At 71.5% G+C, this 13,961-nt stretch carries 11 protein-coding genes; 6 read left to right on the forward strand and 5 right to left on the reverse strand.

Annotation, left to right across the window (positions count from 1 at the left end; translation table 11 throughout):
- Positions 1–5 precede the first annotated feature (5 nt).
- The gene (locus tag QTI20_RS25715) at positions 6–533 is read right to left on the reverse strand and encodes an SET domain-containing protein (protein ID WP_286555619.1); all 528 of its coding nucleotides are present in this window, start codon (positions 531–533) and stop codon (positions 6–8) included.
- Entirely contained in the window at positions 530–1,462 is a 933-nt protein-coding gene (locus tag QTI20_RS25720; protein WP_286555618.1) for a LysR family transcriptional regulator, read from the reverse strand. The genes QTI20_RS25715 and QTI20_RS25720 overlap by 4 nt, the downstream gene beginning before the upstream one ends.
- Before the next feature lie 82 nt (positions 1,463–1,544).
- Between QTI20_RS25720 and QTI20_RS25725 the strand changes: the two genes are divergently transcribed.
- The gene (locus QTI20_RS25725; protein ID WP_286555617.1) at positions 1,545–2,555 is read left to right on the forward strand and encodes a zinc-binding alcohol dehydrogenase family protein; all 1,011 of its coding nucleotides are present in this window, start codon (positions 1,545–1,547) and stop codon (positions 2,553–2,555) included.
- Here the strand turns inward: QTI20_RS25725 and QTI20_RS25730 are convergent.
- Positions 2,552–3,889 carry a PQQ-dependent sugar dehydrogenase gene (locus QTI20_RS25730; RefSeq protein WP_286555616.1) on the reverse strand — a complete coding sequence of 446 codons (1,338 nt, stop codon included), beginning with the start codon at positions 3,887–3,889 and terminating at the stop codon, positions 2,552–2,554. The genes QTI20_RS25725 and QTI20_RS25730 overlap by 4 nt on opposite strands.
- A gap of 213 nt (positions 3,890–4,102) precedes the next feature.
- Between QTI20_RS25730 and QTI20_RS25735 the strand changes: the two genes are divergently transcribed.
- From QTI20_RS25735 to QTI20_RS25755, 5 genes are all read left to right on the forward strand, one after another.
- Entirely contained in the window at positions 4,103–6,295 is a 2,193-nt protein-coding gene (locus tag QTI20_RS25735; RefSeq protein WP_286555615.1) for a protein-disulfide reductase DsbD family protein, read from the forward strand.
- Positions 6,296–6,406: 111 nt separating this feature from the next.
- Positions 6,407–7,099, forward strand: a complete 693-nt coding sequence (locus tag QTI20_RS25740) for a thioredoxin family protein (protein WP_286555614.1) — start codon at positions 6,407–6,409, stop codon at positions 7,097–7,099.
- A gap of 39 nt (positions 7,100–7,138) precedes the next feature.
- Positions 7,139–8,242 carry a uroporphyrinogen decarboxylase gene (gene hemE / locus QTI20_RS25745; protein ID WP_286555613.1) on the forward strand — a complete coding sequence of 368 codons (1,104 nt, stop codon included), beginning with the start codon at positions 7,139–7,141 and terminating at the stop codon, positions 8,240–8,242.
- Positions 8,243–8,615: 373 nt separating this feature from the next.
- Entirely contained in the window at positions 8,616–10,727 is a 2,112-nt protein-coding gene (priA, locus tag QTI20_RS25750) for a replication restart helicase PriA (protein WP_286555612.1), read from the forward strand.
- A 116-nt stretch (positions 10,728–10,843) separates the two neighbouring features.
- A complete protein-coding gene (locus QTI20_RS25755) occupies positions 10,844–11,512 on the forward strand; it encodes a hypothetical protein (RefSeq protein ID WP_286555611.1) in 669 nt (222 codons plus the stop codon).
- A gap of 15 nt (positions 11,513–11,527) precedes the next feature.
- Here the strand turns inward: QTI20_RS25755 and QTI20_RS25760 are convergent, their stop codons facing one another.
- Positions 11,528–12,496 (reverse strand): AEC family transporter, encoded by a 969-nt coding sequence (locus QTI20_RS25760; RefSeq protein WP_286555610.1) that lies wholly within the window; start codon positions 12,494–12,496, stop codon positions 11,528–11,530.
- Positions 12,497–12,515: 19 nt separating this feature from the next.
- Positions 12,516–13,817 carry a phospholipase D-like domain-containing protein gene (locus QTI20_RS25765; RefSeq protein WP_286555609.1) on the reverse strand — a complete coding sequence of 434 codons (1,302 nt, stop codon included), beginning with the start codon at positions 13,815–13,817 and terminating at the stop codon, positions 12,516–12,518.
- Positions 13,818–13,961: the final 144 nt, after the last annotated feature.

Genomic DNA, 13,961 nt, shown 5'->3' on the forward strand with positions numbered 1-13,961 from the left:
CGATCTTAGGCGGCGCGCGGTTCCAGCGAGAAGCCGAAGGAATCGAAGCTCTCTTCCTCCGCGTCGGTGGTCACCGGCGCCAGCATGGTGCCGCGGCAGCTGGCGGCACCGCAATGGCAGCGGTAGTCGCTGGCGGGCGAGCCCTCCTCGGCCGTCAGGCTGTAGTCGATGAACAGCTCGTCGCCGGCCTCGACCGCCACCAGGGTCTGGAACTGCAGCACCAGTTCGCCGGTCTCGTCGTAGACCTCGACCGCCTCGCAGTTAGGGTCGCAGGAATGGTTGAGGTGGCGGGTCGCGTTGCCGCCCTTGGCGCCGTCGATGGTCTCGTCGTTGGACAGCCGGAACAGGTAGGTCAGCTGGTCGTTCCAGGCCTTGGTGGCGATCTGCGCGGGCGTGTAGCGCCGGCCTTCGTAGAGGCCGAGCACCGACTGCGCCGGCAGTGCGCGGGTCGCGAAGGCGCCCAGGCCGTGGACGCCGCTGTCGGAGACCCGGATGAAGGGCGTGGAGGAGGTGAGGGGTTTGCGCGTTTTCATGGGGCGGTCGGGTGCCCCTGATTTTCGCGCACGGCGAGCGCCGCGCAGCGGGCCGCGAGAAAGTCCACCAGCGCGCGCACCCTCGCCGGCACGAAACGCCCGCTGGGCATCAGCGCATGCAGCGGGTAGGGCTCGGTGTCCCAGTCGGGCAGCAGCCGCACCAGCGTGCCGGCGGCCTGGTCCTGCAGCACGTCGAGCTCGGACTTGAAGGTGATGCCGCGGCCGGCCAGCGCCCACTGGCGCGAGAGCGAGGCGTCGTCGACCACGCGGTCGCCGTCGACCCGCACCTGCGTCCACTGGCCCTGCTTCGCGAAGCGCCAGAGGCGGTGGTGCCGCCCGTTGCGGTGGAAGGTCAGGCAGTTGTGCTGCAGCAGGTCCTGCGGCACCCGCGGCGCGGGATGGCGGCGCAGGTACTCGGGCGAGGCCCACAGCAGCGGCCGGCTCATGGTGAGCAGGCGCGCCACCAGCCGCGAGTCGGCCAGCGGGCCGTAGCGCAGCGCCACGTCGACCTCGTCGCGCATCACGTCCAGCGGCCGGTCGCCCACCGACAGGTCCAGCTGCACGCCGGGATGGGCGTCGAGGAATGCGTCGAGCCAGGGCAGCAGCGTGCTGCGCGTGAGGTCGGAGGGCGCGGCCACGCGCAGCCGGCCGACCAGCGCGCCGCCCTCGGCCGTCACCAGCGATTCGCCTTCGGCCAGCAGGTCGAGCGCGCGGCCCGCGTAGTCGAGCAGGGTCTGGCCCTGGGGCGTGAGCCGCAGCGCGCGGGTCGAGCGCTCGAACAGGCGCGCGCCCAGCTGCGCCTCGAGCCGCTTGAGCGTGGCGCTGGCCGCCGCCGGCGTGATGCCCAGCACGCGCGCCGCGCCGCTCAGGCTGCCGGCCTGCGCGGTCTGGACCAGCACCCGCAGGTCGGAGAGATTTTCAATCTTCATTTGAAACTCATAGTTTCTTGAGGCAGCTTATCAAATGAATCGATGGCTTCTACAGTGCGGCCATCTTCTGAAAGGTTTCCCCATGAAAGCCATCGGCTACTACCAGTCCCTTCCCATCGACGATGCGGCCGCGCTGCAGGACATCGAACTGCCCGCGCCCGTGGCCGGACCGCGCGACCTGCTGGTGCGGGTGAACGCGATCTCGGTCAACCCGGTCGACACCAAGGTGCGCAAGAACATGGCGCCCGAGGCCGGCCAGGCCCGGGTGCTGGGCTGGGACGCGGCCGGCACGGTCGAGGCCGTGGGCAGCGAGGTGACCGGCTTCCGGGCCGGCGACCGCGTCTACTACGCGGGCTCGATCACCCGGCCCGGCGCCAATTCGGAACTGCACGTGGTCGACGAGCGCATCGCCGCCAAGTCGCCGCGCAGCCTCGACGACGCGCAGGCCGCGGCGCTGCCGCTGACCGCGATCACCGCCTGGGAGCTGCTGTTCGACCGGCTGGGCGTGCCGCAGGGCGGCGGCGCGGGCCAGACGCTGCTGGTGGTGGGCGGCGCGGGCGGCGTGGGCTCGATCCTGATCCAGCTCGCCCGCCAGCTCACGCAATTGCGCGTGATCGCCACCGCCTCACGCGCCGAGACGCGCGCCTGGTGCCTCGGCCTGGGCGCGCACGCGGTGATCGACCATGCGAAGCCGCTGGCCGCCGAACTGCAGGCCGGCGGCTTCGGCGAGGTGGACATGGTGGCGGCCCTCACGCAGACCGCGCAGCACTACGCGCAGATCATCGAGAGCCTCAAGCCCCAGGGCAAGATCGGCGTGATCGACGACATGCCGGTGCTCGACGCGATGCCGCTCAAGACCAAGTCGCTGTCGCTGCACTGGGAAATGATGTTCGCCCGGGCGCGCTTCCAGACGCCCGACATGGCCGAGCAGGGCCAGATCCTGGCCGAGCTCGCGACCCTGGTCGACGCCGGCCGCATCCGCACCACGGCCAACGCGAGCTTCGGCCCCATCAACGCGGCCAACCTGCGCCGCGCCCATGCGCTGATCGAGAGCGGCACGGCGCAGGGCAAGGTGGTGCTGCAGGGTTTCTAGCGCGACTTCGCCACGCGCCAGACCACGTTGCCCACGTCGTCGGCCACCAGCAGCGCACCGCCCTTGTCGAGCGCCACGCCGACCGGGCGGCCCTGCGCCTTGCCCTCCGCCGACAGGAAGCCGGTCAGGAAGTCCACCGGCTGCCCGGTGGGCTTGCCGCCGATGAAGGGCACGAAGACCACCTTGTAGCCGGACGGCGGGTTGCGGTTCCAGGAGCCGTGCTCGCCGATGAACACGCCGGTGGCGAACTCGGCCGGCATGCCGCGCGCATGGGAGAAGGTCAGGCCCAGGGGCGCGACGTGGGTGCCCAGCGCGTAGTCGGGTGCGATGGCCTTGGCCACGCGGTCGGGCTGCTGCGGCTGCACGCGGATGTCGACGTTGCCGCCGTAGTAGCTCCAGGGCCAGCCGTAGAAGGCGCCGTCCTTGACCGAGGTCAGGTAGTCCGGCACCAGGTCGCTGCCGATCTCGTCGCGCTCGTTGACCACGGTGAACAGCACGTTGGTGTCGGGCTCCCAGGCCAGGCCGTTGGGGTTGCGCAGGCCGCTGGCGAACAGGCGCTTCTCGCCGCTCTTCGTGTCGACCTCCCAGACCGCGGCCCGGCCCTCCTCGGCCTCGAGCCCGTTCTCGCCGATGTTGCTGTTGGAGCCGACGGTCACGTAGAGCTTGCTGCCGTCGGGGCTGGCGATCACGTTCTTGGTCCAGTGGTGGTTGATGCCGGCCGGCAGGTCGGTCACCTTGACCGGCGCGCCGGCCGCGGCGGTCTGGCCTTCGGCGTAGGGCACCTTGACCAGCGCGTTGGCGTTGGCGATGAACAGCTCGTTGCCGACCAGCGCCATGCCGTAGGGCGACTGCAGCCCCTGGATGAAGACGCTGCGCGTCTCGGCCACGCCGTCGCCATCGGTGTCGCGCAGCAGCGTGATGCGGTTGGCGCTGGGCACCTCGGCGCCGGCGCGCTTCATCACCTTGCCCTGCACGAAGTCCTTGATCATGCCGAACGGGCCCTTCTTGGCCTCGGGCGCGCCCGGCTCCTTGGGCGGCTTGTTGCTCTCGGCCACCAGCACGTCGCCGTTGGGCAGCGTGTAGACCCAGCGCGGATGGTCGAGCTGGCGCGCCAGCGCGGTCACGGTGAAGCCGGCCGGCGCGGTCGGGCCGGCCGCGTCGGTCCAGCCCACCGCCTCGGCGATCTTGAGCGTGGGAATGAAGGTCTTGTTGGGCGCCGGCAGCTGCGGGCTCGGGCCGACGCCGGCCTCGAAGGGCAGGCGGGCGGTTTCGCCGCAGGCCGCCATCAGCGCCGCGGCGAGGGGGATCATGCAGAGGCGGGCGGTTCGGTTCATTCGGGGCTCCTTGGTCGACACAGGGCCGCAACACGGGCCCGGAACGGGCGCGAGCATGCGTGCGCCGCGCATTTCCGCCTGTCGGCTGTGGGCGCTTTCTGGCGTGGGCCGGCCTGAAACCGGTGCCACCGCTACCATCGGGCCCTGACGACGCCCGGCAACGATACGGCCTGGCCAGGAACCATCTCCCCGTCTTCCGCTCCGACTGCCGGCATGCTCCGATCCTTTCTGTCCCGTTTCTCCCTGGCCGCGCTCGCACTGGCGGCCGTCCTGCCCGTCGCCGCGCAGCTCTCTCCCCGCGTCTCCTCGGTCGTCACCACCCCGCACGTGCGGGCCGAACTGGTGGCCCATGCGCCCGACGGCGTGGGCCCGGGCGCCACGGTCTGGCTGGGCCTGCAGATCGCGCACCAGCCCGAGTGGCACACCTACTGGAAGAACGCCGGCGACTCCGGCCTGCCGACCGAACTGCAATGGACGCTGCCGGCCGGCCTGGCCGCGGGCGACATCGCCTGGCCGGTGCCCAAGAAGATCGCGATCGGCACCCTGGCCAACTACGGCTACGAAAACACCGTGCTGCTGCCGGTGCCGCTCACGGTCGCGCCCGGCTTCACGCCCGCGGCCGGGCTGACCGGCGCGGCCGGCGTCGACGTCAAGCTCAAGGCCTCGTGGCTGGTCTGCCGCAAGGAATGCATCCCCGAGGAAGGCGAGTTCGCGCTGCGGCTGCCGGCCCAGGGCTCGACGGCGCTGCACAAGGCCGATTTCGACGCGGCCTTCGCGGCCCAGCCCGCGCCGCTGGCGCCGAAGGGCGCGATCGAAGTGGTCGACCAGACGCTGCGCGTGCAGCTCGACGGCCTGCCGGCCGCGGCGCGCGGCAAGACGCTGGAGTTCTTCCCCGAGACCGGCGAGGTGATCCACACCGCCGCGGTCTCCGGCCGCGACTGGACCCAGGCCTGGCAGGGCGAGCGCTGGACCGCCACGCTGCCGCTGGCCGAGCACCGCAGCGCCAGCCCGACGGTGATGCCGGTGGTGGTGGCGCTGGCCGAGGCCGACCGCGTGGCCGGCGCGCCAGTCGCGTGGCGCGCCGAGGCGCCCGTCACGGGCACCTGGGCCACGGTGGCGGCCCCCACGCAGGTCTCGCCGGCACTGCAGGCCGCGCTGGCGGCCAATGCGGTCGCCCCCCAGACGGCGCCCCAGACCTCGAACACCGGCTTCTTCGCCGCCCTGCTCGGCGCCTTGCTGGGCGGCCTGCTGCTCAACCTGATGCCCTGCGTGTTCCCGGTGCTGGCGATCAAGGTGCTGGCCTTCGCCAACCAGGCGGGCGACCGCCGCGGCCACCGCAGCGCCGGGCTGGCCTACACGGCCGGCGTGATCGTCACCTTCCTGGCGCTGGGCGCCGCCATCCTCGCCCTGCGCGCGGCCGGCGAGCAGCTGGGCTGGGGCTTCCAGCTGCAGTCGCCGGCCGTGGTGGCGGCGCTGGCGGCGCTGTTCACGCTGATCGGCCTGAACCTCGCGGGCGTGTTCGAGTTCGGCCTGCTGGCCCCGCGATCGCTGTGCGCGGCCCAGGTCAAGCACCCGATCGCCAACGATTTCCTCTCCGGCATCCTGGCGGTGGTGGTCGCCTCGCCCTGCACCGCGCCCTTCATGGGCGCCTCGCTGGGCATCGCGATCGCGCTGCCGGCGCCGCAGGCGCTGATGCTGTTCGGCGCGCTGGGCCTGGGCCTGGCGCTGCCCTACCTGGTGGCCGGCTTCGTGCCCGCGGTGGCGCGCCTGCTGCCGCGGCCCGGCCCCTGGATGGACACGCTGCGCCGCGTGATGGCCTTCCCGATGTTCGCCACCGTGGCCTGGCTGGTCTGGGTGCTGGGGCAGCAGAGCGGCATCGACGGCGCGGGCGCGCTGCTGGGGCTGCTGGTCTGCCTGGCGGCCATCGTGTGGTCGCTCACGCTGCGCGGCCGCACGCGCTGGGTGGTGGGCGGCCTGGTGCTGGCCTCCACCGCGGCGCTGGCCGTGGCGATCGGCGGCAACATCGTGCGGCCGCTGGAACCGGCGACGCTGGCGGCTGCGAACGGCGAGCGCTGGCAGCCCTGGTCGGCCGCGCGGGTGGCCGAGCTGCATGCGGCCGGTCGGCCGGTGTTCGTCGATTTCACCGCCGCCTGGTGCGTGACCTGCCAGTACAACAAGAAGACCACGCTCGGCGACGCCGCGCTGCTGGCCGAGTTCGACCGCCGCCAGGTGGCGATGCTGCGCGCCGACTGGACGCGGCAGGACCCGGCGATCACCGCCGCGCTCAATGCGCTGGGCCGCAGCGGCGTGCCGGTCTATGTGCTGCAGGCGCCGGGCAAGCCGCCGGTGGTGCTGACCGAGATCCTGAGCAAGGACGATGTGCGAGCCGCGCTGGACCGGCTCTGAAGGCGCGAGCCCCGGTCCTTCCTGAGGGCACTACGGCTTGTCACATCGCGATGAGAAAAGCGTTCTAAGCTGTCGCCGTTGTTTGATTTTCTGACAGGAGACCCGCCGACCATGCCGTCTTTGACATCGTCCGCATCGCGTTCCGCCCACGCCGCCCGCCAGGCCGGCGCCGCGCTGAGCCGCGCATCCCGCCGCGCCGTGATGGCCGCCGCCGTCGCCCTGGGCAGCACGCTGCTGATCGGCGCCCCGGCCCATGCCGCGCCCGCCGTGGGCCAGCCCGCCCCCGATTTCGTCGCCGTCGACACCCGCGGCGCACAGCACAAGCTCTCGGATTTCGCCGGCAAGTACGTGGTGCTCGAATGGACCAACCCCGGCTGCCCCTTCGTGCGCAAGCACTACGGCAGCGGCAACATGCCGGCCACGCAGAAGGCGGCCACCGCCCGGGGCGTGGTCTGGCTGGCCATCAACTCCACCGAACGCGCCGCCAGCGACTACCTGCAGCCGGCCGCATTGGACAGCTGGATGAAGACCCAGTCGGCCGCGCCCACCGCCGTGCTGATGGACGAGGACGGCAGCATCGGCCAGGCCTACGGCGCGCGCACCACGCCCCACCTGTTCATCATCGACCCCAAAGGCACGCTGGTGTACGCGGGCGGCATCGACAGCATCCCGTCGGCCCGGCCCGACGACATCAAGACCGCCACCAACTACGTGAACCAGGCGCTGCGCGAGGCCTTCGGCGGCCAGCCGATCTCGGCCGCCACGACCCGGCCCTACGGCTGCTCGATCAAGTACAAGACCTGAGTCCAAAGTCCGGGGACGCACTTCCTCGACAATCGGGGGATGGCCTTCGCTCCCCTGACCAACGACACCTTCCTGCGCGCCTGCTGGCGCCAGGCCACCGACCACACCCCCGTCTGGCTGATGCGCCAGGCCGGGCGCTACCTGCCGGAGTACGTCGCGACGCGCGCCCGCGCCGGCAGCTTCATGGGGCTGGCCACCAACGTCGACTACGCGACCGAGGTCACGCTGCAACCGCTGGAGCGCTTCCCGCTCGACGCCTCGATCCTGTTCTCCGACATCCTGACCGTGCCCGACGCGATGGGCCTGGGCCTGTCCTTCGAGGCCGGTGAAGGCCCGCGCTTCGCCCGCCCGGTGCGCGACGAGGCCGCCGTCGCGGCGCTCGAGGTGCCGGACATGGAGAAGCTGCGCTACGTGTTCGACGCCGTCGCCTCGATCCGCCGCGCGCTCAACGGCCGGGTGCCGCTGATCGGCTTCTCGGGCAGCCCCTGGACGCTGGCCTGCTACATGGTCGAGGGCGCGGGCTCGAGCGACTACCGCCTGGTCAAGTCGATGCTCTACAGCCGCCCCGACCTGATGCACCGGCTGCTGAGCGTCAATGCCGACGCCGTGGCGGCCTACCTCAACGCCCAGATCGACGCCGGCGCGCAGGCCGTGATGCTGTTCGACAGCTGGGGCGGCGTGCTGGCCGACGGCGCCTTCCAGGAATTCAGCCTGGCCTACACGGCCCGCGTGCTGTCGCAGTTGAAGCGCGAGGGCGCCGACGGCACGCCGGTGCCGCGCCTGGTGTTCACCAAGGGCGGCGGCCTGTGGCTGGAAGCCATGCGCGCGCTCGACTGCGAGGTGCTGGGCGTGGACTGGACGGTGAACCTGGCCAAGGCGCGCGCGCTGGTCGGCGAGGGCCCGCAGGCCAAGGCGCTGCAAGGCAACATCGACCCCAACGTGCTGTTCGCGCCGCCGGCGCGGATCGAAGCCGAGGTGGCGAAAGTGCTGCAGGCCTTCGGCCGGCCGCACACCGACCGCGACAGCAAGGGCCCGACCCACATCTTCAACCTGGGCCATGGCATCAGCCAGTTCACGCCGCCCGACCACGTGGCGGCACTGGTGCAGGCGGTGCACGCGCAGTCCCGCGCGCTGCGCCGCTGACACGGCGCGCCGGCTACATCCGGTTGCAACCGGAAAAGCGGCGCTTCCCGTTTGTCAAGTCCAAAGTGCGCCCGCGGTTGACTTATGCACAAAACACGTGTTGCGGTGCGGAAAATTATCCGAGGGCGAGGAAGCCCTGCTCACAAAGCGATAGCGCCGCTAAGTCGTTGATTCATATGGCTTTGGCCGGATGCTTTTTTTGCGGGCAGTTCGCCCAAAGCCTTGATTCTCAAGGGCTGCAGGCGGATCGGGCGGGGATATCAACAAAGTTATCCACAGAAACACTGGATCAATTGCAAACTGCAAGAAAATCAACGACTTAAGGCACCTTGCTCCACGTCGCTTTAACTTTCACCGCTTTCGGAGCCCTCCCATGAATTGGCGAGTCGAGGTCGCCGTCCACACGCCCGCGCATGCCGCATTGGGCGATCTGCTGAGCTATGTGGCCCCGGCGGCGCTGCCGGCCGGCACCCTGGTGCGCGTGCCGCTGGGGCGCCGCGAGGTGCTGGGCGTGGCCTGGCAGAGCCAGCCGATGGGCGAGGCGGACGCGGCCCTGGAACTCAAGCCGGTGGGCGCGGCGCTCGACGCGCTGGCGCCGCTGGGCGAGGGCTGGCGCGACCTGGTCACGTTCGCCGCGCGCTACTACCAGCGCTCGCTGGGCGAGATCGCGCTGGCGGCCCTGCCGCCGCAGCTGCGCGACCTGAGCAGCGTGCAGCTCACGCGCCGGCTCAAGCGCCAGGGCGGCCCGGTGACCGACACGCCCGAGGCCGACGCCGCGGCCGGCGCGCTGCCGGTCAGCCCCGAGCAGGCCGAGGCGCTGCAACGCATCGCCGGCGAGCCCGGCCCCTTCCTGCTGTTCGGCAGCACCGGCAGCGGCAAGACCGAGGTCTACCTGCAGGCCGTGGCCACGCTGCTGGCCCGCGCGCCCGAGGCCCAGGCGCTGGTGATGGTGCCCGAGATCAACCTCACGCCGCAGCTGGAGGCCCGCTTCCGCGAACGCTTCGAGGCCCGCTTCGGCGCCGGCGCGGTGGTCTCGCTGCACAGCGGCATGACGAATCCGCAGCGCCTGGCCAGCTGGCTGGCGGCGCACGCGGGCACGGCGCGCATCGTGCTGGGCACGCGCATGGCGGTGTTCGCCTCGATGCCGGGGCTGGCGCTGATCGTGGTCGACGAGGAACACGACCCCAGCTACAAGCAGCAGGAAGGCGCGCGCTACTCGGCGCGCGACCTGGCCGTGTGGCGCGGCCGGCGCGAGGGCGCCAAGGTGATCCTGGGCTCGGCCACGCCCTCGCTCGAAAGCTGGCACCAGAGCCGCCCGGCCGAGGCCGGCGACCCGGGCGGGCGCTATGTGCGGCTGGCCATGCCCTCGCGCATCGGCGCCGGCGCGCTGCCCGCGGTGCGGTTGGTCGACATGCGGCTGCAGCCGGGAAAGACGGTGCTCTCGGGCGTGCTGCTCGACGCCATCGGCCAGCGCATCGCGCGCGGCGAGCAGAGCATGGTGTTCCTCAACCGCCGCGGCTACGCGCCGGTGCTGGCCTGCGGCGACTGCGACTGGAAGAGCGAGTGCCCGCACTGCAGCGCCTACCGCGTGTTCCACAAGATCGACCGCACGCTGCGCTGCCACCACTGCGGCTTCACCGAGCGCGTGCCGCGCGCCTGCCCGGCCTGCGGCAACCCCGACATCGCGCCGGTCGGCCGCGGCACCGAGCAGCTGGAGGAGCACCTGGGCACGCTGTTCGCCGCGGTGACCCGGCCCGACGGCAGCCCGGTGCGCATCGCGCGCATCGACGCCGACAGCACCAAGAAGCAGGGCGCGCTGGCCGCGCAGCTGGCGGCGGTGCATGCGGGCGAAGTCGACGTGCTGGTCGGCACCCAGATGATCGCCAAGGGCCACGACTTCCGCCGCATCACGCTGGTGGCGGCCGTGAACCCCGACGGCGCGCTGTTCTCCAGCGACTTCCGCGCGCCGGAGCGGCTGTTCAGCCTGCTGATGCAGTCGGCCGGCCGGGCCGGGCGCGACGCGGCCTACCTGGCGGCCCAGGGCAGCACCGCCGAGATGTGGCTGCAGACCCATCACACCGACCATGCGCTGTTCGCCGCGCTGCGCCGCCACGACTACCCCGCCTTCGCCGCCGGCGAGCTGGCGCAGCGCAGCGCGGCCCGGATGCCGCCCTTCGCCTTCCAGGCGCTGCTGCGCGCCGACGCGCGCACACAGGCCGCGGCCCAGGCCTTCCTGCAGGCCGCGAGCGCCGCCGCCGAGACGCTGGAAGGTGGCGAGCATGTGGTGCGCTACCCGGCCGTGCCCCTGACGATCCAGCGCGTGGCCAACGTGGAGCGTGCCCAGATGCTGCTGGAAAGCCATTCGCGCGCCGCGCTGCAGCGCCTGCTGGCCCAGTGGCAGCCGGTGCTGAACGCGCTGCGCCGCACGCCCGAGGGCAAGGGCGTGATCCGCTGGCTGATCGACGTCGACCCGCAGCAGATCTAAGTTTTTCCCCGCCGGCCCCCTGGCATCGGCAATACTTTGCAAATGCAGTTGACGCCGAGGGCGGGCTGCGCAAGCTGTAGCCACGGGCCCGCGCGGGCCCGCACCGGAGTGACGCCATGACACTGCTGGGAACCCTGTCTCGCCTGACCGGGCTGTTGTGCCTGCTGGCCACCGCCTCGGTGGCCCCCGCCGCCGAGCTCAAGCACGAAGGCAACCGCCTGCTCGTGATCGGCCAGCTCGATGCCGAGACGCTGCCCGCCTTCAGCGAACAGCTGGCTTCGGGCAAGGTGCGCACCGTGGTGTTCGAGGACGCCTTCGGCGGCACCGCCGAGGCGGCCGGCGCCTATGCCGCGGCCATCCGCAGCAGCGGCGTGCAGACCGAGGTGCGCGGCCAGTGCCAGGCGGCCTGCGCCTACGCCTTCCTGGCCGCCAAGTCGCACCGTTTCGGCTCGGGCCTGCAGATCAACGGCCTGCTGCTGCCGGTCGCCGCGCGGCCCACGGCCGAGGAGATGGCGACCCGCTGGCGCGGCGACGACACCCACCGCACGCTGGCCGAGTTCACCGCGCCGGCCCCGTCCGCCAGCACGCCCCTGGTGGAAACCGGCGGCAGCGCCCCGCGCGAGAACTGGCGCGCCGACCACGGCGTGCTGTTCACCTCCTCGCCCACGCTGTTCGGGCGCGTGTACAACACCTTCTACTGCGATGGCACCCAGGGACGCGACTTTTCCAAGTGCGAGTTGCTGTCCGGCGCTGACCCCTATCAATTGGGCGTCCTGACGAACTAGCCCCGAAGAGAGCCCTCAGTTCAACCAACCCACGGCCAGCGGGAAGGTGAAGAAGGCCGCCACGGTGGTCCAGAGGATGATCCGGGCGATGCGCCCGTTGTCGGCGCCGAAGCGTTCGGCCAGCATCGACACGTTGCTGGCGCTCGGCAGCGCGGCCACGAGCACGATCGCCACCAGCGCCGGCTGGCTCAGTGGCAGGCCCCACGCGATCGCGCCACGCGCCGCGGCCCAGACCAGCAGCGGATGCAGCAGCAGCTTGGCCAGCACCACGGGCAGCACGTCGCCGACGCGCGCCAGTCCCAGCGCGGGCTGGCGGCGGGCCACGAGCGCCGAGCGCGCGAGCACCGCGCCGATGGTGAACAACGCGGCCGGCGAGGCGGCGTCGGCCAGCATCGTGACCGTGCGATCGATCGGCCCGAACAGCTGGACCTGCAGCGCCGAGGCCAGCGCGCCCAGCAGGATCGACCAGGGCAGCGGGTTCATGAACATGCCGCGCAACGCCTGCCGCACGGCCTTGGCCGCGCCATGCTCGTCGGCGCCGTCGAGCCGCGACAGCGCGATGCACAGCGAGGAGGTGACCACCATGTCGAAGGTGATCGTGATGATCACCGGTCCCGCCACGCCCGGCCCGAGCAGCGCGGCCAGAAGCGGCACGCCCATGAAGCCGGTGTTGGGAAAGGCCGCCACCAGCGCGCCGAAGGACGCGTCGTTCCAGCCGATGCGCGCGCTGCGCGTGCGCCACACCATGACCGCCACCACCGCCAGCGCGCACAGCCCCCAGACCATCGCCACGCTGCCGTCGAGCAGTTGCGCGATCGGCGTGCCGGCGCCGAAGCGGTAGAGCATGCAGGGCAGCGCGAAATACAGCACGAAGACGTTGAGGCCGGGGATCGCCTCGAGCGGCAGCACCCGCAAGCGCGCGGCCGCGTAGCCGGCCGCGATCAGCGCGAAGAAGGGGAAGGTGACGAGGAAGATCGGCAGCACGGCGGCATTGTCGCCGCCGTCAAAGCTGCGCCGACAGCAGGCTCGCCAGGTGCTCCATCGCCTTCTCGCGCAGCGGGCGCGCCTGCCACTGCGCCAGCGTGACGGCGCGGCTCTGCCGCAGGTCGTCCTCGAAGGTCGCGACCTGCGCCTTGGCGAAGGCCTCGTCGTAGATGTTGAGGTTGGCCTCGTCGTTGAGGCGGAAGGAGCGGTTGTCGAAGTTGGTCGAGCCGACCGAGACCAGGAAGTCGTCGACCACCAGCACCTTGCAATGGAACATGGTCGGCTGGTACTCATGCATCTGCACGCCCGCCTCCAGCAGCGGGCCCCACGCCGCGCGCGACGCGCCGCGCACGGTCTGCGCATCGATGATCGGCCCGGGCGTGATGATGCGCACCCGCACGCCGCGCCGCACCGCGGCCACCAGCGCGTCGCGCGTGAGCGCGTCCGGCACGAAATAGGCGCTGGAGAGTTCGATCGAGCGCTCGGCCGCGGTGATCGCCAGCAGGTACATCAGGTGCATGCTCTCGCTGCCGCCCGAGGGCGAGCTGCTGAACATCTGCGCGCCGCCGCCCGCGCCCGGCGCGCGCGCATCGTGCGCCTGCAGCGCCGGGAAGTAGCGCTCGCCGTGCAGCACCTGGCCCGAGACCTTGACCCAGTTGTCCATGAAGACCGCCTGCATCTGCGCCACCACCGGCCCCTCGACCCTGAAGTGCGAGTCGCGCCAGTGTTCGGGGTCCTGCGCGTGGCCGGTCCATTCGGGCGCGATGCCCACGCCGCCGGTGAAGCCCACCGCGCCGTCGACCACCAGCAGCTTGCGGTGGGTGCGGTTGTTCATGCGCGCGATGTCGTACCAGCTCGGCTTGTGGAACTTGCGGATCTCGACGCCGGCCTTCTCCATCTCCTGCAGGAAACGCTCGTCGATCTTCGCGCTGCCGACCCAGTCGAGCAGCACGTGCACGCGCACGCCGGCCCGTGCGCGCTCGGCCAGCGCGTCGGCGAAGGCCCGGCCGATGTCGCCCGACCAGTAGATGTAGGTCTCGAAGGTGATGCTCTGTTGCGCGCCGCGGATGGCGGCCAGCATGGGCGGGAAGATCTGGTCGCCGTTGTGCAACGCCTCGAAGCGGTTGCCCTGCACGATGGCCGGCCCGAGCAGCACGCCCATCGCGCGGCGGAACTGCGGGTCATGCAGGCCGTACTCGCGTTCGATGTGCTGGTCGATTTTCTTCTCGCCGGGGATGAAGTTCAGCACCAGCACCGTGGCCAGCACGGTCAGCAGCGCGGTCCAGAGCACGATCGTGAGCGGATGTCTTGTTTTTTTCATGGTGTTGCACGCAAGGAGGCCGCGGTCTTAACACGCGGCGGCGCCCTGGCGCGTGCGACGAACACCCATCCGCATGCACGCCGGAAGGCGTTCCGTCAAGGCCGGGCTTTTCGGCGCGCCAGTATCATTGCGCGCTTTGCGCCT

Source organism: Variovorax sp. J2P1-31, from assembly GCF_030317215.1.
Lineage (GTDB): Bacteria > Pseudomonadota > Gammaproteobacteria > Burkholderiales > Burkholderiaceae_C > Variovorax.